Source organism: Candidatus Protochlamydia amoebophila UWE25 (assembly GCF_000011565.2).
GTDB lineage: Bacteria > Chlamydiota > Chlamydiia > Chlamydiales > Parachlamydiaceae > Protochlamydia > Protochlamydia amoebophila.
Genome location: NC_005861.2, coordinates 1,714,564 through 1,739,898, shown reverse-complemented (window position 1 = coordinate 1,739,898; position 25,335 = coordinate 1,714,564). Strand labels below are relative to the sequence as shown.

The following is a 25,335-nucleotide window of genomic DNA, read 5'->3' as shown; positions in this document are numbered from 1 at the left end:
AATTTTATCATTGTTATTCATTGTCAAAGATATAAAACCAAAATTCAGGTTAACATGCGTCCTAGAACTATCATTTCTGATTCTTTTGAATTTGGATCTGATATTAATTGATTTCCTGTGGCCATGTCTTAGCATCCTTTTCTAATTCTTCTTCAATTTCCTTAATGGTCGGCAAACTTGACTTAAGATCTTCTGGCAATGCCTCTGTTAGCAATGTTTCATATTCAATTGCTGCCATTGGTTTTTTAATATCCCTAAAAGCATATTCGGCTTTAACCTTCTTTTTGGTTTTGCATAATAAAATACCGATTGTTGGGTTATCGTTAGGGTGTTTCAAAATATCATCTACGGCTGAAAGATAGTAATTCAATTGTCCAGCATCTTCTGGCTTGAATGCTCTCGCCTTAAGCTTGATTACCACAAAGCACCTAAGCTTTACGTGGTAGAAAAGTAAGTCAATGTATGAAGTATCTCCTTCTACTACAATGGGGTACTGCCTACCCATAAATGAGAAGCCCTGACCAAGCTCCAATAAAAACTTTTGAATATGCCTAACTGGACCATCTTCAAGATCTTTTTCGATGTGATCTTCATGAAGCGTAAGAAAGTCAAAAACATAAGGGTCTTTAAGAGTTTGCTGTGCTAAGTCTGATTGTGGTTTAGGTAAAGTCTGTTGAAAATTCGTAATGGCTTTCCCTTCTCTGTGATAAAAATCTGATTTTAGCCATATCTCCAGCATTGCACGGCTCCAACTATGTTCAATAGATTTTGAAGCATACCACAACCTTTCGTCATTATTTTTTAGCTTCTGTAAAAGCAAAATATTATGCCCCCAAGGAATGTAAAATATTGGGAGGGATTCAAACTGTCGCACGGCTTGTGCGACTTTTTCATAAGCTGAAAAAAATGCTTTCATCCTGAATATATTGGCTCTTGAAAATCCTTCTATCCCAGGAAATACGCCTTGTAGGTCTTTGGCGAGCTTTTCAATAACACCTGTTCCCCATCCATTTTTTTCTGCTTCTCAACAATTGTTTTGCCGACCATCCAGTAAAGATGAACCAATTCTTTATTAATTGCTGTGATTGCCCTTATCTGGCATTCTTGAATTGTTTTCTTAAGTTCTACCAAAGTCAATGCATATTCTTTATTTGAAAATAGTTCACTTTCTTCCGTATTTGTTGGCTGATTTTTGGCTTTCTTTTCCTTTGGCATTTTGATCCTCAATACATCGATGCTTTTAAGCTGACATCCTATTCATCACATAGCTTAGAGTCAAGTATATGTTGTAAAAGTGTCGAGAGCAATAGTTGGTAATTTATGCCAAGGGAAGGGGTGAGGCTATTTTACTCGTTCATGATAAAAGTAGAGGTTCAAAAGCCATCTAAAGAATTCTCTATATTTTTCAGATCTGTTTTTTCACAGATTTTCGCTGTGATTTTTTTTGAGGAATGGTATTGAAATAGTCAGTTAAATCTCGTGGAGAAACTTTACCCTTAATGCACTCTTCAATTTGTAAGGCAAGCCTTAAACCAGGTTTTCTTTTGCCGTATACTATATTTTTTAGAGAATGCAAATGAATGCCAAGCTTATCAGCAAATTCACGATAGGTTATCTGATATTCTTCTAAATATTCTTTTAAATTCACAAATGAAAATAATGTTGGCAAAAGTAGTCTTTTTGACTACTTTGATAAATCATGCTATTTTAGAGCCTCCGAATGTCGCCGAAGCATTTTTTTCTAATTTTATTAGATAACAAAGTGAGAATTTCATGCATTCAAAAATATTATAGCCAAGTGTTAACCATTAAGATGTTTGTTACTACTTTGTGCTCCTATCAAAGAGGCTAAAAATTGAGGGCCTCTATCCATAATTTCAAGTAGCCGAAGAGCTGCATGATTTGGTCTGCGAGAGCCTTGTTCCCATGCTTGAATTGTATTTAAACTAACATTAAGGTAAGCAGCCAATAAGCTTTGAGAACAATTGAGTTTATTTCTCAGGTGTTTTATATCTTTTGCTTGATACTCTTTTGGCTGCTGTGGAATTTCTCCAGTATCAATTCTAACTTTTTTGACTCTAACATTTTTAAAACTCCCTTTTTCATAGGAAATAGCCTCTTCTAATCCTTCTTTAAGAAGGTCAAACATTTTACCCATGATTTACTTCCTCTTTTAATTGTTTCACCAAACGAACAATCAGTTTTTTTTCTTCAGCTGATAAATCTTCTTTCACATTTTTAGGATATAAGACAATGAGATAGAGTTTGCCCTTTTCTGGAATATCTAAATAGTCAACTCTGAAGCCTCCACTTTTCCCTTTATTCATACTTTTTAATCGAGTTTTCCTTAGGCCCGATAAACCAGGGATAACATCGCCTTCTTGAGGATTTTTAATTAGTTTCCATTCAAAATCGTCAAAATCGGATATTGACAATTTGCCTTGTTTGATTAATTCATCTAAATAGCGAGAAAAAGGCGATAACTGAATAATTGTTCGTTCCATATCTTTAATATACCACTTGGTGGTATATTAAGACAATTAACTAAATGCAAAAACTAAAACTTATCTAGGTAAAATAGGTACGTTAAGACGCACAATCGGGCAATTATCAGGTAAGCGTACAAAGGCTTGGTTACGAGACAGAAATTGAATATCAGTCTTGGTAATCAATTGTTGATACCGCGTTTGTTGATTTAAACTCACCCCATCTCGAATGTCATTGGCTCCATAAGACAGCCCTTTTTGATACTCTCTAATTTCTTGCTCTCCGAACATGTCGGCAAGACGACCTGCATGAAGGGGATTTTGCTCAGCAAAGACAATTTTGGTGGCACAATTGCCGATCAAGGTTTGAGCGACAGCTTGCCCGTAGATGGCTTCTAACTGGGCAGGGCTTTGCAAAGCCAGAACGGCGCAGCCTCCGTATTTGCGACTCTCGGCCAGCAACATGTCTAAATCACGCAAACGATTTAAGGTCGGAAGCTCATCGATGATATACCAAAGCCTTCGTTCAAAATTTGGGGGCAAGGCCAACAGACTGCGTACAGCAACAGATAGCCAACAAGAGAGTAGGGGATTGAGGGCTGCCCGTTCATTCGTTTTGCAACTAATGAATAACCAATTGTCAATTGGATCTTCCTGTTGGATCCATTCTCGAATTGAAAACGGTTGATCGGTATTGGCCAATAACTCAAAGCAGGTCAAAAAATTAGACATCACAGCGCGAATGGAGGCAGCCGTTTTTTCTGAGTTCATGTCGATTAACGAAGCGGCTTTTGTTCCTTGGACAAAATCACAAAGCTCTTGAAGGGGATCTCGCAAAATTTTATCAGCTAAAGTCGAGTTTTTTTGAATATCCTTTAATTGTTCAAATAAAGAACCTAAAACGATACGCGCTGAAGTTCGCCAATAATTATCACTATCGGAAAGACTTTGAGGAATGAAACTTTCTGCCATAGTCGCATAACTAGTTTTGTCTATGCATTCGATCCAAGGGTGCCAAGGAGCTCCCCGCGAATCTAGGGGATTTAACAAAATATCTTTGCCAGCGCGATAATACCGCTCCGTTAAAAGACCTGTGGTATCGACAATAATTGCTCGTTGCTTTTGCTGACGCACGGACTTTAATAGATGATGTAAGCAATTCGTCTTACCACTACCCGTTCCGCCCGTAATCATGATGTGTTGTGTTTCTGTTCCTTTGATGAGAGGAAGCGATCCGATGGAAATGGGAGAGGCGCGACGCGATAGTTTTAGTTTCCACCGTGTTAACCAGACGGAAGAGAGGGTATTTCCTTTTAGATGGTGTTTTTTAATGGATTGTCTTCCTCGAAAGAAGAAAATGGCAAAGACGACAGAAAGAGGGGCAAGCGCCCAAAAAGCAGAGTGCTGAAATCTTTGTTTGGTGATGCGATAAAAGCGGTCTGCATAAGGCTTAGTTAGACGAAGAACTTGATCTGTGGTGTATTCCTTAACATCCTGACTTCCCCTTTGCAAACCAAAAGAGGGATCTACCTTAATCGTATCAATGTGAAGCACTTGATAAAAACGTGCTTGCTCAAAGTACAAAACATTTTGGAGATAAAACGTATTCACATCCCGCATTTGGTAAAGGAAAACGATAATCCACAAGACAAAGGTAATAAAAAAAGAGGTTTTCGTAACCTGCTTGAACATACGCACACTGTGCGTGGTTAATTGACCTCCTTCGGTGATAGTTTGAAATAGCTTCATGACTCTCCTCGTTTCCAAAAAAATGGAACATCTAATTTGTAATCTTGCGAGGTTTCCGTTTGGGCTTCCGTTGATTTCCAGGCACGTTTGGGAAGAGTTTTTTGTCTTTCTATATCAAAGCGATTTTCTGTGGCATTGCGCTGATACTGAATGCCATGATCGGTAAAGTAAGAATAAGCATCATGCGTTCCTTTTGCTTGCTCATAGGCTTGTTCAAGGCCCTCTCGCGTTTTTGGCTGAGATCCATACACTTGTTGAATTCCTTGCGCTTGCTGCGTATAGTCCTCAAAAATTTCGTTTAATTTTTCTTCTCGATGGACTTGCGGCACTTGAGCTTTCATATAAGAAGATTGAGGATCTATATCCGCCGGGATTTGATGAGCAATTCCTGCTTGCTTATTCATTTCCGTTTGCACAAATTCATACACAAGGGCTTGGGATTGATTGATATTCTCAAGGGTATTCCCATTTGCGATCGCTTTGAAACGCTCAAACCCGGTTCCATCTTGGTACTGATCATTCAAGCGCTCAACAGCCCAATCCACATATTTTTGATTGAGATTGTCTTTGATTAAATGGGAGTTTTGTTGATACCAAGCTCCTGTCTCAGAGATTTGGTCAAGCTGAGTCTGGGCAATTTGGTAAGATTCTTGCGAGTTTTGCACTTCACTTAACGATTGCGTAAAGTCTTGCGCCAAGCGAACGCCTTCATCCATCGAGGAGGAGGAGGCTTGTGTCATAGCGTAATCTTTGACTTTTAGGAAGTTGCTTTGAAATTCTTCACTTTGTGCAAAATTCGTCGCAGCGCTGACAAATTTACTCTCATCAGCCCCAAAATTATAGCCCGCTGTCCCTCTGCCGCTGGCACTTAATCCCACCCCGGTAATTGAATTAAGAAGTTGATTAACTCCCAGTTCCCCTCCAATGGCACCGGCCATGGCAAAATCCATACTTTGTTTGGAGCTAAGGCCATATTGGCGTCCCCAGTTATCGGCTGCCGATTCCATATGTCTCACAGATTGCTGCGCATCATAAGCTTCTCGTGAAGAGAATCCTTCATTGAATTGATCCGCATGGGCCAAGTGACTGACTAAATTGGATCCCACATTGGTAGCTGCAGATAGGCTCTCTTGGTATTGCTGACTCGTCGTTTCTGCATAAGAGGTCGCATGTTGCTTTTGATGTTGGAGACTTTCCCCGAAAACTTGATCGGCGTTAATACTACTGGTTAGGTTCGAAGCATTTTGCGTATAAATGACCCCACTAGAGGTATAATCCATCCTTTCGGATCCATTATTTTCTATGAAATATCCATCGGAAACAGAGGGCGCTAACTGATTTTGAAAAGCTGTGGTATTCCCATAGGAGGTTTGGCCCATGCTGATATTGTCATAAGAGTAATTGCCAGAGATTTGTTCTCCAGCCGCTGCAGAGGCAGCACTTTGCGCAGGGGAGGTAAGCGTACCGGCAAGTTGAACAAATTGACTCAATCCTCCCTGTAAAAGCACATAACTAAGAAAAGGAACGCTCAGCGTTAAGTATCCCGCTAAGGCAAATGTGTCATTGGCAAAGTTTTCAATTCCGACACTTGTAAAAATGCTAAGCCCTTTTTCCGCCAAACCATCTGCGATGCCAGCTGTGGTATGTTTTGCCACAATCGAAGCCAAATAATTCAAAATGGCATAAAAAGGTGGCCAAAACTGAATCCAGACAACTGACCACGCCCAATTCATGAGTATTTTAATTCCGCTTGGAAGTAAAGATAAAGGAAGCACAAAAAGAAAGGAGGTATAAATCAAGGCTTCAAAAAGCACTCGCATGTACACAATTCCTTTTGCAGCGGTAAAACCGGCAGCTTGATAGGTGGAGTTTTGCTGAAGATGTGCTCTTTCTTGCGCAAATTTCTCAGGGCTAAATGAATCTGCTAGCACATGCATCATGAGCTGTTGACTAATTAAAGTTTGGCTATCTTGCTTGATGTGGGTTAAAGCCTGAAAAGTCAAAGGCAAATTTTTCCCAATTTCTTGCTTCGCATAATAAGCCTTTTCTTTGCTAAATAGAGGTTCAAATTTCTCTAAAGCTTGCCTGCAGGTCAGGTATTCACAGGCCTCTTTTTTTGTTCCCCCTTTGGCTGTTGGCGGACAATAATAAATCATTCCAAGCGTTGAAGTTCGTTCTTTTAAAAATTTCCAAAGATCAGTAGAGGTTTTTAATTCTTTGAGGGAGTAGCGCCCAAGTGCCAAATCGTAAAGCACACATTGTTTAGAAAATTCTTTAAAATCTTTTTGCAAATCGGGGTTGGTCAATTGAAAGCGTCGATAATCCAAGGCAGTGTCGGAGCCAAAAATTAATCCTGTCTGACTATATTTGACATCATCGACAGTATGCATCGCTTTTTCCACGCCACATGTTGCATAATAGCCAATTGAACTAGCGATTTCGGCAAAGTGAGCGAGCAAGCGAGGAACATGGTCGACTTTGTAAATTTTGGGTTTATGTAATGCATCTTCGATGTGGATAGTCGTTTTCGGAATGATAAAAGCTGTATAGATGACGAGAAAAGGAACAAAATAATGCGTAAAAAAGCGATCAAATGACAAAGTGACTAAAAGTTGGCAAACCATAAAACCAAACCCTAAAGCAGCACAAAGAAACATCAAAGGAAAAACCATCCCCCCTTCCCCAGATAACATGGCAATGGCGACAAAAACCTTTTGAAGAATTTCTCCTCCTCCATAAGTATGAATCGTTAAATCAGACGCTAAAAATAGGGGGATCATATTTGGTTTCCTAAAAAAGAATAATCTGCGAAGCAATTTTTTGTTCCAGTGTCTCTATTTTGAGCATAAGCTGATTTTCCGCTTCTAAGCGTTGATAATGACGTTCCTCATAGCGGGAAACAACTTTTTCTACACGCTCTAACTCCTCAATAAACTTTTGACTATCAAAATCATACATTTGCCCGCGTTCAAGCTGAATAGCAGCTAAACGAACCGTTCCAATGATTTCTCTTAAGTATTGAATGAGCATTTCATTACCGACAATTTCCGCAACCTCGTATAAACTGATGGGGCTAACTTCTCGTTTATAGGCGGTTAAAACATTAACAATCTTAAAAAGGGGAAGCCGTGATTTCGATAAAAGATCAATTTCTTCGCTTGCCAGGGGAGTATCTGCTAAAATTTTTTGTTGAATGGTCGCTAAGGCCTGTTTAATTCGCCCCTTCCACGCTTGTTCAGCCGGAATCGTCAACTCTTTCATCTCCAAAGCAAGGCAGTTTTGTTTAGCGTTGCCACCCGTGCATTGATACACCCGTGTTGTCCCTCCCTCTAAAAGAATGGGTAAAAAGGAATCATCGTAAATACGGGAGGGCCAAGGTTCAACGACAAGGGATTTATCTCTTCGAATGATCAAGGTTCCTGTCAAACTCATGATTTCCTCAGCCATTTTTCGATTTTCTTTTTTGGCAAGAAAAGGGTGTTTTTGAACGGCTTTCCAGGTTAGATTATACTCTTCTAACAACATCCCATCGTATAGAGGATCTTTAGCCATCGATTGCATCGTCTTGGCATAGTCTCCTTCATCCGCACATTGGTGACGAGCGTTAATAAAACTAGAGGCAAAGCCCCCATTTTTTGCTGAACGACAAATTTGCTGCTTAGCTGCAGTTCGTGCAGGCCAAACCGATCCTACAAGGCCCGTTGCGACTTCGCAGCTATTGATTCCCAAGGAATTAATCGCATTGGCCCACGTTTCCATTTGTTTCATCGTGCTAGCAATCAGGGGAGAGACAGTCTCAATCCCCAACATAAACGCATACCCTTGCGCAGAGCTCGCAATATTTTTGAGGGCAGCAATCAATTGATCATGACTAATAAAACTGATCCCGCCCGTGAAAATATCAATCCCTCCGCAACCAGCATCAAATTTAGGTAGACTGACCTGAGCCAAGGCGGTATGAGAAGCTCCATTTCGTATGCTGATGCCTCCTCCTGTCATGTAACCTGCTCGTTGCGAATGGTAAATTTCATTTTTATCGACGTGTGAATAGGTATTGAGCTCACTCAAATAACTTTTGAGATCGTTATGCAAATCAGCTCTTAAAGTTAAAGAGAAGGAAAGGAGGATAAAAAAAAGAAGAGGTTTCATGGATGATTCCTAGGATGAGGGGGCAATTGTAGAATAATATTTTCTTCAATTTGATCAAGGGAGGAGAGACCAAAAGCAATAGGCACCATTTTTTGTTGTTTAGGTTCAACTAAATAGAGCGAGGGGAATTGTTCAATACCTAAATGTTGAAGAGTGCTTGAATGCAGCGGATAGTTTTCAAAATCGGGAATTTGGATCCCATCACAGGAAATGGCAATTACTTTCCAATCGTATTTTTTGGCAAATGCTTTGACGACAAAGGAAAAGGCCTGAGAAATTGGACTGCTGCCTTCATAAAAAAAGAAAAGGCCAAACGACTGTACAAGAGAATGAATGCGTCCCTCCCGCTCTTCCCTTAAAAGTTGTTTTTGTACTTGAGCCCCATAGTGGGTCACAGGTCCTGCCGTTAAACGAGAATCCAATTGAGGGTACGTCAATAAATTTTTTAACCAGATATGAGAAAATTGAGCCGATTGATTGATCCATTGCTGTTGAATTTGCATATAGGCTTGTACATTTTCTTCTGAGGGGTTTAACATGGCTTGGTTTAACTTCTCTTCAATTTCTTGACGCTTCAATCCCATTTGTTCCGTAGCGGTTAACGGAGGAGGAGGTTCCATAGAGGGTAAAAGGGGTGAAGGCTTGATATCTTCTTCCTCTATTTGCTTTTGTCGCTCTTCGTACCAAAACCATCCTTCCGCCTTTCGATTCAGCCACCCTCCTGACAAATCCTGTCCTATCAAAAGAGAAAAAAGACTTAAACGGACAAAGTTATTTTTGAAACTCATTTCTTCACCTCGACTCGGTCCATATCTTTCTGTAGGCGATTTTGAAATTGCTTGAGACGTTCGGGAAGATTCTCTGGCAATTTTTTGGCGATATTTGTGCAGATTTCACTTAAATCCATGTCTGAAAAATTCAACCGGCTTAATTCTTGGGTCGTGAATCCTCGACAATTGGGCTCTTCAGGCTTTCCCCAATCTCTGCCCAATTGTTTTCTTCCCTGTTCTTGCACAAGACGAGATAATTTAGAGGGAAAACAGCAAAAGACATGCTCATCGCGGCTTTTCCATAAATCCAAAATTTTTTCTTCATAGGATCCGACGTAATGACAAAGCCCCTCTTCTCGCATCTCGGCTAAGGAAAGTTCATCCGCATTGCACTTACTTAAACCCATTTGTTTTGCCAAGCCAGAATAGCGAAAACAGCAGTCATATAGGAGGTGATCAGCCACATTTTTGCTACAGGACATGCGTTTGCCCTGGAAAATTTCTAATTTTGTCGCGTCCATGGCTTGAGAATTTTCCATTTCTTTTTTTACCTCTGCAAACACGGCCAATTTCGTCGCTACTTCTGAAAATGATTGGTTAGGAGAATAGCCCTTTTCCTCTTCGGTTGAATCAAATTCAAACGGAACTGTTGTCCATCGCAAGTTTTCCAAACAACGAAAGGTCAGTTCCCATTGTGCGCACGTAGTCCCCTGCTGGTTGACACATCTTTGCTGGATTTGCTCACAATTTTTTTGTTGGAGTAACTGGCAATCAGAATCAGATGGAAACTGATACAGAAAAGAAATTTTCTCTTTCCAACAGGGACGATTAACAGACTGTCCATCAATAATTTTCGTTGGATTGGCATCTACACAGACATGTTCAATAATGGTACACTCTGGACTTTTAGAAAGTTGCCAAAGGGAGGGATTCTCTTCGACCCATTCCTCTGTCTCTTTTTATTCTCCCTTTTTCTGAATCATTTGACAATGATCACATCCTTCGACATTTTCAAAGTGGTGATAACTCACTTGTACGAAGTAATGTTGAGCCTTGACTTTGAAACAGATGATTTGCACGGATGAAGGGTCAATGGCTGGATCATTTCGATAGCTTTGTTCCAATTTTTTGATAGAGGTGGGAAAATCTCCAATTTTTTTGACAATCGCGATTTTCTTATGACCTAAGCAAATTTTTGCTTCTTGAGCTGGAAAAGGATGAATGGAAACTTTTAATGTTCTTTCTGTATTGATAATGAAAGGATCACCCGCCTGTTTACAGGTATAGATCTTTTGTTCTTCTTCTTTGTCCTTTTCAGCTGGAAGTTCGGGTGTTTGATTAGCAAATATCTTTTCTGAAATTTGAAAAAAATTTTCCTCTTCGTGAAAGGATCGATGATTTTGGTTGTTTTGCACTTCTTGGCTTGTTAAAAAATCGATTGTTTCGGAAGAAGGAATATCTCTTTGTTTCATTTTCTTTTCAGCTGCTTTCGCATCAAAGGCTTGCTTTTTCTCATCTGTCGTTAGAAAATCATCAGACCGAATTTTCTTCCCTGAATCGCACGCTAAAGAGGCTTGATCCTTTCCCCAAGATTGCCCTGCTTGTTTGGCAGTTTGCATGGAAGCCACACAAGGAAACGTATAGAAAAGTAAAAAAATCCACTGCTGCTTTACCATAAACCTCCGATGGGCTTCATGGCCGCTGCTTTTGTTGAATCGAGACAACAATGTTTTTTAGACCAAATCAAATAGACAAAATCTTCTCCCTGAATGGGAAAAGATTTGCCAATTCCCCATAACAGATCACTTTTTCCCAAAGCATGACAAAGTCCAGAAGTTTGAGGAATTGGATAAATCAGGTGCGTTTTATAAAGCGTTTTCTTCAAGATAGGCATCATTTGTGCTTCACAAAACTCTCCTTTATCGTATCCTTTTAAGAGAAACATGCGGTGTAGTTTGGCAATTAAACGTTGAACAAGGAGATAACTAGCTTGGATGGGACTTAGATGGTGGGCAACAACTCCCGTTAACGGGTATAGTGATCCTTCACAGCCAGCGCACCAAAATAACTCATCGATCGGGTGATTAAGACTTGCCATTGAGCAGTCCGCAATACAAGAAACTTGTGCTAAAGGAGAGTTAAATAGGGCCGCCTCTGGATTCACAATCAAAGCTAACGTGTCATCATTCCATAAAGGATCTAATTCACTCAAATAGGGTAGGTCAACATCTCCTTGTTCGACACAAATGAAATCGGTCAAAAGGTTGAGCAAGCTCAAGAGAGGAAAATGATACCAATGCACATGATAAACGCTTGTTTGGGCAGGCCCATCACCCAAAACCGACACAGTCCCACGATTTTTTATCGAATCACTTCCCACTGAAACGCCTCCCAATCCAACCAGGCGATAGGCGTGCCGGGTGACATCAACTAGATTCAGTGGCTCCCAGAATGTCAAAGGAATGCCAACGCGAGGAGGAACTCCCGCGCAAGTACAGATACGTTTGTTTGACTTGGAAAGATCCGGATGGCCAGGAGTTACCGACACTCCGCTCACGGTCAAAGGAAAAACACATTCCCAACACACATCGGTAAACGGATTCATAAATTTTCCCTCTCCAGCTGAAAGGGAAGAGAAGAATACAAGACAGAGCAGATAAAGAATTTTTTTCCTCATTTTTGTTGCTCTTTCCATTGTTGCAAAAGGAATTTGGCTCGCTGAGTCTCTCCGTACAGGGACATTTTTTCTAAAGCACCCTGTATAGAAAGATTTCCCGAGATTTTGTCATACTGCTCACCCTCGGTAACAGCAATGGTTGGCACTAGTTGAATGTCAAATCTTTGAAATAGCTGAGGGTGAATTTGGATAGGCACACGCACGCCTTGTTCTTGCAACGTAAAGATTCGGTTGGCCAATTCTTTAAAGCTATTTTGCGGAAGCCCTCTTAACACAAAAATTCCTCCTAGTTTCTCTAACTCTTGGGACAATTGCACCCACAAGCGATCGTCTAATGAAAAGGACATAAATACATAGAGAGGAGACTCTTCTTTAACCTCCATTCCCGCACTTTGGCATTGAGTAGTGGCGAGTTGCGATCCCTTTTCCTCTAGGGGATTTCTCAAAAAATTCTCCGATGCCAAACGCTCTTTTAAATGGTCTTTTAGCCAATGCACAGCTTTTTCATCGACTTGTTGCGCTTGCTTAAGCCAATTGGAGTCTAAAGCAAAATGTTGCATTTCTTCTCCCCATAGTCCTCCATTCAGCAACAAAATCACCCTTAAGAAATAGGCACGCATGAACTCTCTCCAATCGGAATTAATTCTATTTTGAGTCGCAACCCTTCTTGGGAGACGCGTGCTGGAACACTTTGGATGCCAAATTTTTTAAGAAGGACTCCTCCTTGGTCAAAATAGATGGGACGTTGGAGCTCTTCTTCGAGTTGCATGGGTTGTCCTTTAACCAGAATCCACTTTCCAGAAGGATAAAGTGCCTGCGCCCAAGCCAATTGCTCTGTATCTGTGGCATCAACGAATAATAAATCTTGATCCAGCATTACTAAAGACAGAGGATTGATCCGCGTTCCTTTTTTCACCACGATTTGCTGAGAATGATTGAGGATATCTCGATCTACCGTAATGCTCGGATCAAAATAGCTCACCGTGTACGTTTGGGTTTTTCCAATTCCCTTGATGACAAAAGGTTTTTTCATCTGAGCAAGCAAATGACTCTGTAAATTTTGCATCCACTTTTCATGGTCAGCTTCCGTGATCAATTGCATATTTTTTTGCATGAAAATGAGGAGATCTTCTTCCTCAATTGAAGCAGTTGCTCCATAAATTCCTAAATTTTTGGCTTCTAATGAAGAAAAGATAAGCAAAACTGTCAAGATTCCTGTTAGAAAAGGGGGCATAAACGCTCCTTTAACTGCTCTTTGGAAACAAGGCCAAATTCAGCATAACGAGAATCAAAACTTTGAGGATGTGTCGCATGGACAAAGAAAAATCCTTGTGGGATGATTCCTTCTGGCAGTGGAGAAAGAGCAAGGCCAGAGGGAGAAGTAGAGTAGATAAATCCGTAATCTTTGTCGTTAACCCACACATGTTGATCGCGAATCGTAATAAGGTCACCTGGTAAACCGACAATTTGCTTCAATAGTTCTTGAGAAGAAAAAGGATGAGTCAGCGACACATACATATTTCTTTCCACCATTTTAAGGGAAGATGTTGAAAAGATGTAAAAAGGGAGGCTAGAGCTGCTGTTTAGACGAAAATGTTGGCAATAAGTTCCTTCAGTGGCCAGATTGGTCAGACCATACGCGTTGATCCCTATGAGCAAAGAAATGCATAAAGTTTTTCCTTTTGTGTTTAAGAGTGACATGCTTTCTCCTGCACGAGCTCTTCAATGGCCTCTTCCAAGCTTTTCCCTTGCTCGCGTAGCTTTTGCAAACGAGAAAAGTCAGCCGCCTGGGTGCTATAAAGCAAATTAGAAAAGGAATCTAACCAGAAGCGATGCGTCGAATAGGACTTTCCTTGACAAATCAAAACTTCACTATAAACGCCATGCAAGGTATTTAAGTTTTCAATTGCTTGAATTTTTCCCTCAGGCATTTTTGATTCTGCCTTAAGAGTGGCAATCGTTTTATCGTCTTGAGGAAGAAAACAAGCCCAATCACTATTGGCGTAAGCAGCCTTGGCGCCAGGATAGCTGTCAAAATCTTCTAATTGTTGCGTTCCAACAATTAATGATCCATTGTATTTACGCAGACGTCTTGCCAAGGTTTCAATAAAGGGCCCTGTCTGATTCGCTCTTAAAAGATCCCAAGCCTCATCTACACAAATATAAAAGCGCGTTTTACGATCTCCTAAAAACGCTTGATCCGTAATCGTTAAAATCAATAATTGAAGCACCACAGCTTGTAGCTCTTTTTTTTCTTTCAGTTCTTCTAACTCAATCAAGACAAAAGGATTGGTAAAATCGACATTATTTTTTCCTTCAAAATAGTGTCCAAAAACGCCATCGATGGTATAGGGAAATAGCATTCTACCGATCTTGCGAGCCTGGACATCTTCGTGTTGTTTTAACCAGTTGGCAACATCTGTTAGAGAGGCTTCACAACCTTTAAGTTTCCACACTTCTTTGATAGATTCTTCGATTAAACTCATTTGTTCACTACTCATCCCATTGATGGAATCTGCCATGTTGGCGATGATCGATTTAAGGAGAATAATGCAGTCATTGAGTTCATTAACGTTATTCAGAGGAAATTTGGTGAAGGGGTTTAAACAAATGGTAGATTGTCTTGAAAACTCAATCATTTGTCCTTCTAACGCTTGGCAAAGTTTGTCAAAGCTTCTTCCCACATCCAAAACAAAGACCTTGGCTCCTGTTCCTAATCCGTTAAAAATCAGTTCTTGCATAAAGACAGACTTTCCCGATCCACTTCTTCCAACGACTGTGATGTTGTAATTCCCATGGTCATTATCAAAAGGATTCCAATTCATGAGCTGCCCTCTTCGACCAGCTAATAGAATCCCGGAACTTTTGAGGGTGCCATACCATTCTCCTTGCAAAGGAACGTAGTTACCACACTCTCGATTGAGAGTGGTTCGAAAAAAATTGAGATTTTTGAGTCCTTTAACAGACTCTGCCAAACTTAATGGTAATGCCGATAAAAAAGCTGCCAAAGGAAACGCTTGATTTTCCACTAACGTGAAGCGATTATTTCGAAAAATTCCTTTTAGGATTTCTTCTGAATGAACCAAATTGTCAGGAGAGCTCCAAATGCCAACAGACAAGTTGGTCCAGACATAGCGAGCCCCTTGATATATCTCTTTTCGAGCATATTGGATTTCTTTCAGTTCATCTGCCAGTTGAGGAACCATTTTTAAAAACATAGAGGATTGCCCCTGTTTTTCGACAAATTTCTCACGCACTTTAAATTTTTGTTCCGCTAACTGTTGACTTGGACAATGCACTGCCCAGTGAAGATAAAACGGACAAAGTAAACGGAAGCTATCTCTTTCGACATCTCCAATCAGATGTTGCATCTGGCTGAGTGACCAAAATTCAGGAAAATCCACTACTCGAAAACTTTTGAACGCCAGAGGGGAGGGACGATTAGCCTTTAACTGCCCCTCTTGAATTTCTAAACTAGTTCCTCTTGGAATCTGACTTGCCAGGGATTGGTAGGGGTTCCAAAGGGGAGTGACCGCTTCTGTACTGAAAGAAAATTGGCACATGCCCCCAACGACATCCATTAAATCGATCGGTTTCCAAACCCGAGCCGAGCGAGAAAGAGCACGTAAAATTCTTAAACACTTCTCTTTTTTGGCCTTCATTTTTTGAATTAAGGGGGCATTTGTTTGAAGATCTCCTTTAAATGGGACAGTGTAGGAGAGTACAAAGCGAAAAAGAGAGGGAAAAAACTGTTTGTGATGGCGAAAAGTCTTGACCCGTTGGTGAGCAATCTTGGCAAAAATTCCCCCTTTTTGTTTTCTAGGCTCCTCCCAGAAATTGAGGAAAGGATCAATGCGGTGATCGGTCCAAAGAAGGCACTGAATCGACTCTCCTTCTTCTAACACCTCATCAAAAAGACTTTGAATATTCTTTTGAGCTGCATGATCACTTCCAACCAAAGGAAGCATTTCAATGGCAAACCCTAAACTTTTTTTATTGATGAATAATTCATTGTCTTCATCATATACATCATAAGATAGATAGGCAGAAAGAGGGGTAGCTGATGGATAGGGATCGCTCGGTAAAGCCTGCGCTGTGTCTGACGAAAATGAAAAAGGGGATTCTCCGAATAAACCTGCCACGATATTCCCCAATTTTTGCAAAAATGATCGCATGTTAACGTCCCTTTGTCTGATTAATAGAAAAAGAGAGGTCTGGTTCAATGCTTTCTGCCTGTTGGATATAATACCCTTTTATCCCCATCTTTTCTTTAGCTTGATTGCAAATCCACACTCTAGGAGGCAGAGCTGCTAACCCCTGGTTTGTTTCCTCATTTTTTTTATCTTTCAATGGGGGATAGACAAGGAAATCAGCTCCTTCTTGGGTTTCAACGATTAGGCTTTCGATAGCTGTCACAGATGTACAAGGAATTCCCTTTGGGGCCGGACAATCGAATTGTTGTTTATAAATAGCACATGAAGGAAGTAAGAGGCACATCAATCCTAACAAGGGAAAAGAAGCGGGAAAAAAAGCCCTATTTTTACTAACCATGAGAAAGCCTCGCCTGCATTTGTTTTTCAATGAACGCTTGATTGGGAATTTCTTGACGATAAAGCTCTGCATTTATCTCCACTGAGGGAACCGCTTGTATACGATCCTCTTGTTTCAAAAATTGAAAAGCCGCTTGAAATGCTTCCGTCTGCACGATATACGCTTGTTCATCTAAATTTGGCATAGGCTGATCAAATAGTTTCATGGCTTCTTGTAGAAGAAAAAGGGCAACTTCTGGACCATCTTGAACCTGAAGAGAGTCAAATAATGCTTCTAGCAATGTCCTTTTTTGCTTAGGTGTTAATTTGCTCAAACAATCCATCGTTTGCACCGTCAGCGAGTCTAAGGGAACGGGATGAAACACCCAATACGCTCTGTACAGGACAATTTTTTTGAAAATGTAAAAAAACTCGCGATATGTGACATAATACTTCAGAAACCACTCTAGAGGTACTATGAAACACATATGCGAGCTGCATAACATTTTAGGTCAATATTTTAATTGGAACAAGTCAAGATTAACTGTATTGACGAATTTATTATTGGGATTGTTCATCGTGAAGACAGTGAATCTGTCAGAGCTAGCAACAGTTTTATATAGTAAGGCAAAAATTGATTCTAATTTCAAACGAATACAAAGATTTTTCAACTGGCTAACTTTTTTGAATGATTATCAAGAGGTCATAACAGATTTAGTGATTATCATTTTAGATCTTAAAAATAAGAAAAATGACTTGGCATTAGATAGGACAGATTGGAAATTCGGCAAAAAACACATCAATATTTTGACCTTAGGAGTTAATTTTAAAGGGATTAGCATTCCTCTAGCTTGGATTTCCTTAGGAAGAGCAGGTAATTCCAAAACCCTCGATCGTCTATCAGTACTTAAAAGAGTGATGGATAAAATTCATATTAATTCATTTACAGCAGATAGGGAATTTATAGGATCCGAATGGTTTGATTTTTAATTAATTCAAAAATCCCGAGCTATCTTCGAGTTAAAGAAGACACTCAAGTGTTACACCCAAAAGGAAACTACACAGTGGGCTTGAGAGATATATGTAAGGTAATTAAGTGTGGAAAAAAGAAAGTCTTTAAAGGCCACCATACATTATTGGGAGTAAGCGTTCAAATAGCTGCTTCGAGAAATTATCAAGGAGAGCTTTTAATCGTGTTAACAAATGTTTGTCCCTATAAAGCATTAAAAATGTACAAGAAGAGATGGGCAATTGAAACTCTTTTTGGATATTTAAAAACAAAAGGTTTTTGCTTTGAAGATACTCATATGACCGATTTGAAAAAGATCGATGCATGGATGCTCGTGCTAACACTAGCAGTCGTGTGGACGATAAAAACAAATGAAATCATACAATCAAAAACAAACCAAGCTTCTCACGGGAGAAAAAGAAAAAGCATATTCAGGACATGCTTTGAGGGAATAAGAAAATGTTTGTTGTGTTTAGAATTGTATATGAATGAAATTCTACATTATATAAGACTTCTTCGAAAGAAGAATTCTATTCTGAATAGGTTGTAAGGTATGTTAAAAAAAATTGTCCTGTACAGAGCCCAATACGCTTGTTTTGTTTCTAGGTATTTTTCTTTAAGGATTTTAAAATCTTTTTTGAATAGGGATAAGCAATGGGGGCAACTCATGGAAAAGTATTCGGTAATTTGAACAGGTGCTTGCGGATCTCCAAATTCAATCAGATATTTTTCAGCGAGCTTGTCTAAGCTGAACCCCCACATGGGCAAACCCAAGGTTAAAAGAAAAATGTTCCATTTCCATTTTTTCATGAGGAAGGCCTGTGTTTATTGCGAATCTGTTTTAAATTTTCCTTAGCATGGAGATCTCCCATGCTAAATCCTTGCGTAAACGTGACATCGACTAAGCGACCTGCATCAATTTGAAGGACAGGTTGGACTTGTTCTGCTCGTTTAATATAGTAAGAAGCCAAAAGGCTAAAGGCATCTGAAGTTTTAGCCACCGTATTTTGAGCAAAATCCGAGCTGAGCGAGTAGGTATTAATCGTTTCTTTGGATGGGCGAGCGCATGCCGACTGAAGCGTTTGAGCAATTCCAGATAAGATCCCACTGCCAAGGGCTGGTTTTAATATTTTAGCGGAGCGATCCACCAAGATCCCTCGCATTCCAAATCTTCCATCTTCTCCTGACACATAACCGGTCACTTCCGTTTCAATGGCTTGCCCGCTGAGATTGACTTGCGTTAAGTTTTCTAATCGCATATAGACACGTTCACTGGAAATATCTCCGTAAGCGCTCGCTCCAATCAGACATCCTTTCAACTTTACTTTCATTCCTCCGGGTAAATGAGCATCATCTAAGAGGCGTAATTTTACAGGGATAGGATCGCTTTGAGCGTCTAGTCTACAAACAGCATCCACACTAGAAAGGAGAATGGCACGCACACTTACATTGGCAGGCGTTCTTTTTTCAAGGGAAAAAAGTTCATTTTTTGCTTCCTGAGGCAGCGTATATTCACAAAGAGGCGGTCTTAAAGCAGCTGTCTCAGTCGCTTTGACAGCCTCCTGTCCGAAAGAGGCTATTGTTCCTTGGGAGACAAACGGATCACTAGAAAAAGAGGAAGAAGGAAATCGATAAGAAGAAGGTGGAAGCAAGCTTTCCTCTGCTTGCTCAAACACGGGGCGGTCAAATGTGTTTTTGCTTGAAGAGGCTATTTCTAGAGCTGAGGTATCCTTTTTATTCTTTAACTCCTCTTCTCTAACTTGGGATGCTTCCATTTTCTTTTTCAAAAGAGTCAAATACTGCTTGAGTTCGATTTTCTCTTTTTCGTTCGCTCTTTCTCTTTCTTTATACTCAAGTAACGTCTCTTCATAGTACTTTTGCTTTTGGATCAAGAAGCCCACTTGCGTTTCCAAACGATCCATCCACACTTCTTTGGATTGAAATTCATCCACAGGTAAATCGATCCTTGGTTCAAATAAGTCATAAGAAGTGGGTTCATAATGATCATATGCATATTTGATCAAACCAAACACGGCAAAACCTATCACAGCTGCAACAAGAATTAAGTGGATTTTTTGCTTTTTCAGTACTTTTTCCGAAAGATCAGGCATGGTTTTTCACCGCAAGAATACAAACCTTTGTTTGCTTGGGAGCGATCATGTTTTGTTCTAAATAGATCCATTGACTTTGCTGACTTCCCATCTCACATTCTAAAACTGTTTGAGGTTGTTTGCCCGTATTAGCTAGCTGATAGAGGTAAAGAGTATTTTCTGATCCGATAAATTTAGCTTTAAGCGTAAGCTCGATTCCTTTTTTTAGAGTGCGTTTTTGCGAAGAGATAGATTTGTGTCGATAACCGGTAGGAATTCTCCCAGCAACAATCTCTTGAACTTGTTTCAAAATGGAGAGCTCCTCGGCAGCAGGCACGCCAGGTGAACACTCTTTCTGTTCTGGTTCCTGCAAGACAACAACTTCAGGCTGACGCTCTATAAAACAAATATGGATATCTTGAATGACACCCGAATCGGAGATGACCGAAAGAGAGATCTCTTTCAGATGAGGATCCCGGGCAAAAATAAATGCTTGGCCTGTTAACTCTTCAATTTGAATGGAAAGACGATCAGATTCTGGGGTAATCACTTTTTTAATTCGTCCATTTTCAATCATCACCCGATTTTGATAAGTAGAAGATAAGTAGCAGGGCAAAAGGCTTGTTGTATTGAGCGTGTGATAGGTGGCAGCCGAAAGTTTTAAAACTTGCAGACAGGCAAAGCCCATCCAAAAAATTTGTTTCATCTAGGCTCTCCTCGCAAGGTCGGTTTTTTCTTGAGTGATCCCCTTTAGAAGAAGGCGAGCTCCGCTGTAATTGAAATGCAAGGTATAGCCGCAGCTTTCCAAGGTGGTTTGCTGACCTGCAAGGAAAAATTGCCGATCTCCGAGCAAAGTCACCGTTAATTCTTTGGGATTGACGTGAACATTATTTAAGTAAAAAACGTAAGAAGCGTTTTGTTTCTTTAAAGTCTCCTCTTCTTCCATTAATCTTTGTTTTAATAAAGCAAGATACTGAGGCTCGGTATGTCGACACAAAATATTGCGGTGTAAATCTGCAGAATAAGAAGATTTGGTGAGCAAGAGTTGCCCTAAAAACAATCCAAATTGTTCGAGATAGGTGGCTGAAACGGAATGAGCATCAACCCAAAATTCTTTTTCAATCGTTGAAGGGACAATAATAATTCTTTCTGTTTTGAAGCAAAGGAAGGAGACAGCTAAGATCACTCCCATCAGTAAGGTTAACGACAATCCCACTAAAAAGTTTCTCTGCACTAATAAATGATTGAGATTGCGTTCAAAAAAAATCCGTTCCATTTTTCCTTTTACGTTAAAATGACTTTTTTAAGGTGTGAAGGGGGGAGTCCTTCAAAATAGCCTAATTTTTGACAAAAAGATGTTGGAAAATATTGGTAGAGGTAGTGACTCAAGGGTTGGTGCCGGCTCTTTTTTTTCATTTGTATATATAGCGTCTTTAAAAGGATTGCCAATCCTAATAACACTAAGCTTCGAAGGAAAATGCCAACAAAGCTTAGGGGGATTAAGATCAAAAATTCATCCAATGACCAAAACAGAATGCGAATAGATTGATCAAAAGTTTTACATGTCATTCTAGGGCTTTCTTGTGCCATGGAAACGCCTTATTTATCTGTTTATGGAAGTAATAAGGAGGCGCCGAATACCCCTTTTAAAAAAGGAGGTACGATAAAAGAGGTGGCAGTCAAGAGAGCAAACACTCCCATCGATTGATAGTGATTTGCCATAAACGCTTTAATGACGTTGTATCCGCCAAAAATTCCAGCGGCATAAGGAACAGCCGTATCAAACATGAAGTCTTTTAAATTATCTCCAATTTGAGCAATCTCTTTAGCCCCATAAACAGATGTTTTACTAGCAAACACATCAGCAGGGATGATCATTCCTAAGGCAATTCCTAAACAGGCATAGGTCAATAATTCTTTCTTTTTCATCTTTACTCTCTCTCTACAATCAAATGATTTTAAAATTTTTTATCCAAGTAACCCCAACGAATCCATAAACGGGGATTCTTACTCATAAATCTTAGTGCATAAAACTTCGCATAAACACCGCGACAAACCGGAGGCGGTGCTTGTTGGATTTGCTGAATCACAGATTTCATCTTTTATCCTTAATAATTTTCACTTTTACGATGCTATTTTACGATGCTATTTTGGGCAGAAAACTTAAATATACGTTTGTTTATACTAGGCTCTCCTTAATGCTTTAAATAACTCTATGGCAATAGTTTTAACAAATTAAGAAATGAAAGTCAAGATTGCATATACAATCTTATAATTTCATATGCAGTCTTTCAAACATAATAGCTTGAATTTTAGGTTCATATAATCTTAATAATTTCTAAAAAATATCTAAACGAAAGAAAGGTAAACGTGATGGCGCAAAAGCTAACTGCAGCTGCCAATAATTCTTATTCATCATTTAAATGAATGAGAGAATCAAAATATTTTTCACTTAAAAAAATAAATAGATTAATTTGTTGTTAAGGAATATTTTGTTTGAGTATTTAGTTTAAAATAGGTGTCTACCTGAAAATGAAAACGACTAAAAAGAAACTTGAAAACCCTTCTTCTCCAAAAAGTAAAACAACCTCTTCCCAAAAAACATCTGCTCAGCCTAAAAAAAAGATTATTCATTATAATGTGGAGATCGGAAATTTCCTTTTTAAACTTATTAATGATCATATACATTTCTTAAAAAATTCCAAAAACGACATTAACAAAAAAGATTGGGTTGCAGAAGCCATTAGAGAAAAATTACAAGACCCAGAATCTGAAGAAGATCAACGCACTCGCTACCTTCATCTTCAACTTGAAACAGACCTTTTTGAAGAAATCGATAAAAAAATGGAATTTCTTAAAGCTTTTCGTAGAAGCGTTTCAAAAAAACAGTGGATTATCGAAGCTATTTTTGAAAAGCTTGAACGAGAAGAACATTAATCTAAAGCATTACTCGAAAAGATGCTTAAATCTGCTTCCAAAATCAAAAAACCTGCTACTAAATAACTTTATGCAGGCAGTATATAACAAATGCTGTGAGTACATATTAAATAGCAAAAGTTGGGCTAAAAACCATCTAATATATAAATGTAAGTTGCAAATAACTAATTTATTAAAAAATTTGTTGCAACTGCTACTAAAAATCCTAAAACTTTAATTTCAAACCCATTAGGCGTCGTTGCATGAATTTTTCTAGGCATCAGTCTTGATATCACGCCAAATACCCCCTCAATAAATTTTCTAATGTGCTTCAAATTTACAAAATCATGTAAATCGATTGAGCGAAGAGAATTAGATTTTGGCTTCACTACGAGCTTGATGTTTTCTATCTTTTCAAGCATATCTTGATGCTTATAATCTACATAGGCAGAATCTCCATAAATCTTACTGCCTGCGGGTAAGTTTCGTTCCATGTATTTAAAAGGAACAGCATCATGCTCTCTGCCTGGACAAAGGATAACTCTAAAAGGGCACCCATCTTGAGAAGCTAAGACTGTTACTTTCAATCCATAAAAATATTCTCGTTTACTAGCATTATACCCTCTAAATTCCTCTCCTCGATAAATTCTACAATTTTGAATTCTTATATTTCTACAAACAGAAACAGGAAATGCATCAACAATATATTCAAAAGGTAATTTTCCAAAGTTTTTTAATTTTTGAATAAACTCAAGAATTTCCTCCCACCATTTCATGGGTATTTGATGAATTCTTCTATTTAATGCGCTCTTACTCAGTTTATTCATGATATATCGATGCTCAATAAGAAATTTTCGGGACGTTTCAATATTTCCGTAAAAAAATCTCATTCCTACTAAATTTATCAACATAATTTCCGAAGTAGACAGTTTTGTATTTGGCCAATCTTTGTATCCAATCGAAAGGATGTAGTCGTCTAAAAGGCAATAAAGTGCTATAATTTGTTCTTCCATGGCTTCAATCCTTGTTATTTGTTCCACAAAAACAATTTAAGGATCTGAGGCCTTTTTATTTACATCTAAATTTTATTTTAACTTAGTTATTTGCAACTTACATTATATAAATCAAATTTATTAAAATAGAATAATACACATTTTATTTATTAACAAATAAAATTAAAGTTTTTATGATATTTATCAACAACACATACTAAAATTTATTTTATTATATTATAGTTTATTTATAATTAAATTCTATTTTTGTTTCCAAAATATCAACAATATAGTTCTTTTATTATTTAAAAAAATTGTAGTATTTCTTACTTAATAAGAGATTTAATTTTTAATCTCTAAATTAGATTTTTTAGTGAATAGATAGAAAATATAAATGGATAATTGAGATAAAAAATAAATATGCAAGATCCCTTATTTAGAACATAAATAAGGGACCTAAATGCCTAATTATACAAGAGGCAAGCTAGGTTAAAATTAATTGACTTTAGTGAGGGTATAAATTTTGTTATATACTGACATAGTTCCTCCAGCAGAATAAGTCCCATTTAATAGATAAAATTTTCCTATTTCCCTTGCCAGTGTTTTATAAAATTCTTTCTGACCTTTGTTATTGTAGTGATTATCATCATGAGGATTAGGATCAATCGCATAAGTAATTTGAGAACCAGCAACACCATCCTTAGAAATTCTGATCGCTCTATTGCCTCTACCTTCACCAATTTCTGTATAATTAAACGTAGCTACTATTCTTGGATTATTTGGATCACAAAGCTTTACACTTTCGTTTATCCTTGGCTTAGGCTTAGAATTCTTCTCTTCCTCTACATCTCCAACCTTTATTATTAGAGGCGACCGATTTATAAGTCTTGTTTCGAAATTTTCCCACTTGACTTTTGAAAGAATGTCATAAGCATTGCGGTTACCAGCTCGGTATGCTTGCTCAAGTATTTCTTGAAACGCATTCATTGTTAGTCCTTCACTATTTCCCTGATGCATAGCATGGACACAACCATTTTGTAGCAACATCCTAGGTGCTCCAGATTCTCCAGGACTTGTTTCAGAAGAAGAGATATCTGCTCGCGTAGCAAAGGATCCACCACCAGGGGCGATAACAGTTTGAGAAGTAAAAGGCTTCACGTAGATATTTAAAGATGGGCCTTCTAACTTGTGATACATTTGAATCGATTCCCCTACGGCATTGTCCAAATCTAAAGTGACCGGCTGGAATTGACCTCCTTCCACCCGTAAGACGGCAAAATCTCGACGACAATACGTAACTCCATCAAAAATAACTCTTCCTGTTCCAAAAGATCCTCTAATTTCATCTCTGTCTTCTAAACAGTGGTGAGATGTCAATAGAAGATTTTGAGCTATGGCAAAACAATTTCCTATAAACGAGCCATCACTTCTTTGAATGGGGAAAATTGCGCGACGAAGATCATCTATAGAAAAGTTTCTTCTATAGCCTTGTCTTGATTGGTATGTATCAATCTGCATTTCTCCTTCTGTATCGAATTCGCCAGTGCAGGAAAGAATAGGATAAGGCTGTGAGCCATAGTAAATCGACATCGATTGCATATTTTCCTCGGATAAAACTTTTTAATTTTAGGTTATAACAGTCAACGTCTGACTATTTTTATCTTTTAATCATTAAATATATTTTAAAGTTAAAATTTGACATTCCTAAATTAAAAGAAAGTTTTATGAAAGTAAAGAAGTATGATATTCTAAGTCAAAATTAGCAGCAAAATTAAACAAATTCATTGTTACTAATGTACCAAAAAAGAGTACAAATAAATTTAAGGTGAAAGTAATAAATGAATAAAATTAAGCCAATTCTTATCGTTACGTTTTATAAGAAATCCAATAGAAGCAAACCAGTTAAAGATCGGTTTTAAACTTTAAAAAAACGTCTAGGGAGTTAAAATTCCAAGTCGGGACAAAAAG

29 protein-coding genes and 1 pseudogene are annotated in these 25,335 nt (G+C 38.6%); 3 read left to right on the top strand and 27 right to left on the bottom strand.

Annotated elements, in window-relative coordinates:
* Positions 1-103 precede the first annotated feature (103 nt).
* The 18 genes and pseudogenes from PC_RS06950 to PC_RS06870 all read right to left on the bottom strand — a co-directional run bounded on the left by PC_RS06950 (position 104) and on the right by PC_RS06870 (position 16,746).
* Complete coding sequence (locus tag PC_RS06950) at positions 104-739, bottom strand: PDDEXK nuclease domain-containing protein (RefSeq protein WP_232086089.1); 636 nt, start codon at positions 737-739, stop codon at positions 104-106.
* Between the two features lie 21 nt (positions 740-760).
* A pseudogene (locus PC_RS11985) lies at positions 761-1,215 on the bottom strand (DUF1016 N-terminal domain-containing protein); the annotation flags it as partial.
* Positions 1,216-1,405: 190 nt separating this feature from the next.
* The gene (locus PC_RS06945; protein WP_011175993.1) at positions 1,406-1,669 is read right to left on the bottom strand and encodes a helix-turn-helix domain-containing protein; all 264 of its coding nucleotides are present in this window, start codon (positions 1,667-1,669) and stop codon (positions 1,406-1,408) included.
* A gap of 132 nt (positions 1,670-1,801) precedes the next feature.
* A complete protein-coding gene (locus tag PC_RS06940) occupies positions 1,802-2,158 on the bottom strand; it encodes a helix-turn-helix domain-containing protein (protein ID WP_011175992.1) in 357 nt (118 codons plus the stop codon).
* Positions 2,151-2,504, bottom strand: coding sequence for a hypothetical protein (locus PC_RS06935; protein WP_011175991.1), 354 nt, complete (start codon positions 2,502-2,504; stop codon positions 2,151-2,153). Before PC_RS06935 ends, PC_RS06940 begins: the two co-directional genes overlap by 8 nt.
* A 60-nt stretch (positions 2,505-2,564) precedes the next feature.
* Positions 2,565-4,235 (bottom strand): type IV conjugative transfer system coupling protein TraD, encoded by a 1,671-nt coding sequence (gene traD / locus PC_RS06930; RefSeq protein ID WP_011175990.1) that lies wholly within the window; start codon positions 4,233-4,235, stop codon positions 2,565-2,567.
* A complete protein-coding gene (locus PC_RS06925) occupies positions 4,232-7,015 on the bottom strand; it encodes a conjugal transfer protein TraG N-terminal domain-containing protein (protein ID WP_011175989.1) in 2,784 nt (927 codons plus the stop codon). The genes traD and PC_RS06925 overlap by 4 nt, the downstream gene beginning before the upstream one ends.
* Before the next feature lie 10 nt (positions 7,016-7,025).
* Positions 7,026-8,384 carry a conjugal transfer protein TraH gene (locus PC_RS06920; RefSeq protein ID WP_011175988.1) on the bottom strand — a complete coding sequence of 453 codons (1,359 nt, stop codon included), beginning with the start codon at positions 8,382-8,384 and terminating at the stop codon, positions 7,026-7,028.
* On the bottom strand, positions 8,381-9,172 hold the full coding sequence (traF, locus tag PC_RS06915; RefSeq protein WP_011175987.1) for a type-F conjugative transfer system pilin assembly protein TraF: 792 nt from the start codon (positions 9,170-9,172) through the stop codon (positions 8,381-8,383). Before traF (PC_RS06915) ends, PC_RS06920 begins: the two co-directional genes overlap by 4 nt.
* A complete protein-coding gene (gene traN, locus PC_RS06910) occupies positions 9,169-10,041 on the bottom strand; it encodes a conjugal transfer protein TraN (protein WP_269474223.1) in 873 nt (290 codons plus the stop codon). The genes traF (PC_RS06915) and traN overlap by 4 nt, the downstream gene beginning before the upstream one ends.
* A 72-nt stretch (positions 10,042-10,113) precedes the next feature.
* Positions 10,114-10,830: a hypothetical protein gene (locus PC_RS06905; RefSeq protein WP_044045167.1), complete on the bottom strand. Its 717-nt coding sequence runs from the start codon at positions 10,828-10,830 to the stop codon at positions 10,114-10,116.
* Entirely contained in the window at positions 10,824-11,759 is a 936-nt protein-coding gene (locus tag PC_RS06900) for a TraU family protein (protein ID WP_011175983.1), read from the bottom strand. The genes PC_RS06905 and PC_RS06900 overlap by 7 nt, the downstream gene beginning before the upstream one ends.
* A gap of 68 nt (positions 11,760-11,827) precedes the next feature.
* The gene (gene trbC, locus PC_RS10030) at positions 11,828-12,451 is read right to left on the bottom strand and encodes a type-F conjugative transfer system pilin assembly protein TrbC (protein ID WP_052278675.1); all 624 of its coding nucleotides are present in this window, start codon (positions 12,449-12,451) and stop codon (positions 11,828-11,830) included.
* A complete protein-coding gene (gene traW, locus PC_RS06890) occupies positions 12,433-13,065 on the bottom strand; it encodes a type-F conjugative transfer system protein TraW (protein WP_011175981.1) in 633 nt (210 codons plus the stop codon). The genes trbC and traW overlap by 19 nt, the downstream gene beginning before the upstream one ends.
* Positions 13,050-13,532 (bottom strand): conjugative transfer signal peptidase TraF, encoded by a 483-nt coding sequence (traF, locus tag PC_RS10025; protein WP_011175980.1) that lies wholly within the window; start codon positions 13,530-13,532, stop codon positions 13,050-13,052. Before traF (PC_RS10025) ends, traW begins: the two co-directional genes overlap by 16 nt.
* Positions 13,520-16,006, bottom strand: coding sequence for a type IV secretion system protein TraC (traC, locus tag PC_RS06880; RefSeq protein ID WP_011175979.1), 2,487 nt, complete (start codon positions 16,004-16,006; stop codon positions 13,520-13,522). Before traC ends, traF (PC_RS10025) begins: the two co-directional genes overlap by 13 nt.
* Position 16,007: 1 nt before the next feature.
* Positions 16,008-16,382, bottom strand: coding sequence for a hypothetical protein (locus PC_RS06875; protein WP_011175978.1), 375 nt, complete (start codon positions 16,380-16,382; stop codon positions 16,008-16,010).
* A complete protein-coding gene (locus PC_RS06870) occupies positions 16,375-16,746 on the bottom strand; it encodes a hypothetical protein (RefSeq protein ID WP_181679090.1) in 372 nt (123 codons plus the stop codon). The genes PC_RS06875 and PC_RS06870 overlap by 8 nt, the downstream gene beginning before the upstream one ends.
* A 193-nt stretch (positions 16,747-16,939) precedes the next feature.
* Here PC_RS06870 and PC_RS06865 point away from each other — a divergent pair, with 193 nt between their 5' ends.
* Complete coding sequence (locus PC_RS06865; RefSeq protein WP_181679089.1) at positions 16,940-17,350, top strand: hypothetical protein; 411 nt, start codon at positions 16,940-16,942, stop codon at positions 17,348-17,350.
* A 47-nt stretch (positions 17,351-17,397) separates the two neighbouring features.
* Positions 17,398-17,919: a transposase gene (locus PC_RS06860; RefSeq protein WP_181679088.1), complete on the top strand. Its 522-nt coding sequence runs from the start codon at positions 17,398-17,400 to the stop codon at positions 17,917-17,919.
* Here PC_RS06860 and PC_RS10585 read toward each other — a convergent pair.
* From PC_RS10585 to PC_RS11350, 7 genes are read right to left on the bottom strand one after another with little or no spacing between them, the layout of a single operon-like run.
* Positions 17,871-18,131: a thioredoxin domain-containing protein gene (locus PC_RS10585; protein ID WP_420885545.1), complete on the bottom strand. Its 261-nt coding sequence runs from the start codon at positions 18,129-18,131 to the stop codon at positions 17,871-17,873. The genes PC_RS06860 and PC_RS10585 overlap by 49 nt on opposite strands.
* Positions 18,132-18,175: 44 nt before the next feature.
* Positions 18,176-19,480: a TraB/VirB10 family protein gene (locus PC_RS10020; RefSeq protein WP_052278674.1), complete on the bottom strand. Its 1,305-nt coding sequence runs from the start codon at positions 19,478-19,480 to the stop codon at positions 18,176-18,178.
* A complete protein-coding gene (locus PC_RS06850) occupies positions 19,473-20,165 on the bottom strand; it encodes a type-F conjugative transfer system secretin TraK (protein WP_011175973.1) in 693 nt (230 codons plus the stop codon). Before PC_RS06850 ends, PC_RS10020 begins: the two co-directional genes overlap by 8 nt.
* Complete coding sequence (gene traE, locus PC_RS10015; RefSeq protein ID WP_011175972.1) at positions 20,166-20,735, bottom strand: type IV conjugative transfer system protein TraE; 570 nt, start codon at positions 20,733-20,735, stop codon at positions 20,166-20,168.
* Between the two features lie 8 nt (positions 20,736-20,743).
* Complete coding sequence (traL, locus tag PC_RS06840) at positions 20,744-21,049, bottom strand: type IV conjugative transfer system protein TraL (RefSeq protein ID WP_011175971.1); 306 nt, start codon at positions 21,047-21,049, stop codon at positions 20,744-20,746.
* 21 nt (positions 21,050-21,070) lie between these two features.
* Positions 21,071-21,388, bottom strand: a complete 318-nt coding sequence (locus PC_RS06835) for a hypothetical protein (RefSeq protein WP_011175970.1) — start codon at positions 21,386-21,388, stop codon at positions 21,071-21,073.
* Positions 21,389-21,417: 29 nt separating this feature from the next.
* On the bottom strand, positions 21,418-21,558 hold the full coding sequence (locus PC_RS11350; RefSeq protein WP_181679087.1) for a hypothetical protein: 141 nt from the start codon (positions 21,556-21,558) through the stop codon (positions 21,418-21,420).
* Positions 21,559-21,991: 433 nt separating this feature from the next.
* Between PC_RS11350 and PC_RS06830 the strand changes: the two genes are divergently transcribed.
* Positions 21,992-22,396, top strand: coding sequence for a hypothetical protein (locus PC_RS06830; protein ID WP_011175969.1), 405 nt, complete (start codon positions 21,992-21,994; stop codon positions 22,394-22,396).
* 164 nt (positions 22,397-22,560) lie between these two features.
* Here the strand turns inward: PC_RS06830 and PC_RS06825 are convergent, their stop codons facing one another.
* Together PC_RS06825 and PC_RS06820 are read right to left on the bottom strand one after the other, a co-directional pair.
* Complete coding sequence (locus PC_RS06825; RefSeq protein ID WP_011175968.1) at positions 22,561-23,388, bottom strand: IS982-like element ISPasp3 family transposase; 828 nt, start codon at positions 23,386-23,388, stop codon at positions 22,561-22,563.
* A 474-nt stretch (positions 23,389-23,862) separates the two neighbouring features.
* Entirely contained in the window at positions 23,863-24,966 is a 1,104-nt protein-coding gene (locus PC_RS06820) for a trypsin-like serine peptidase (RefSeq protein ID WP_011175967.1), read from the bottom strand.
* Between the last annotated feature and the right edge of the window lie 369 nt (positions 24,967-25,335).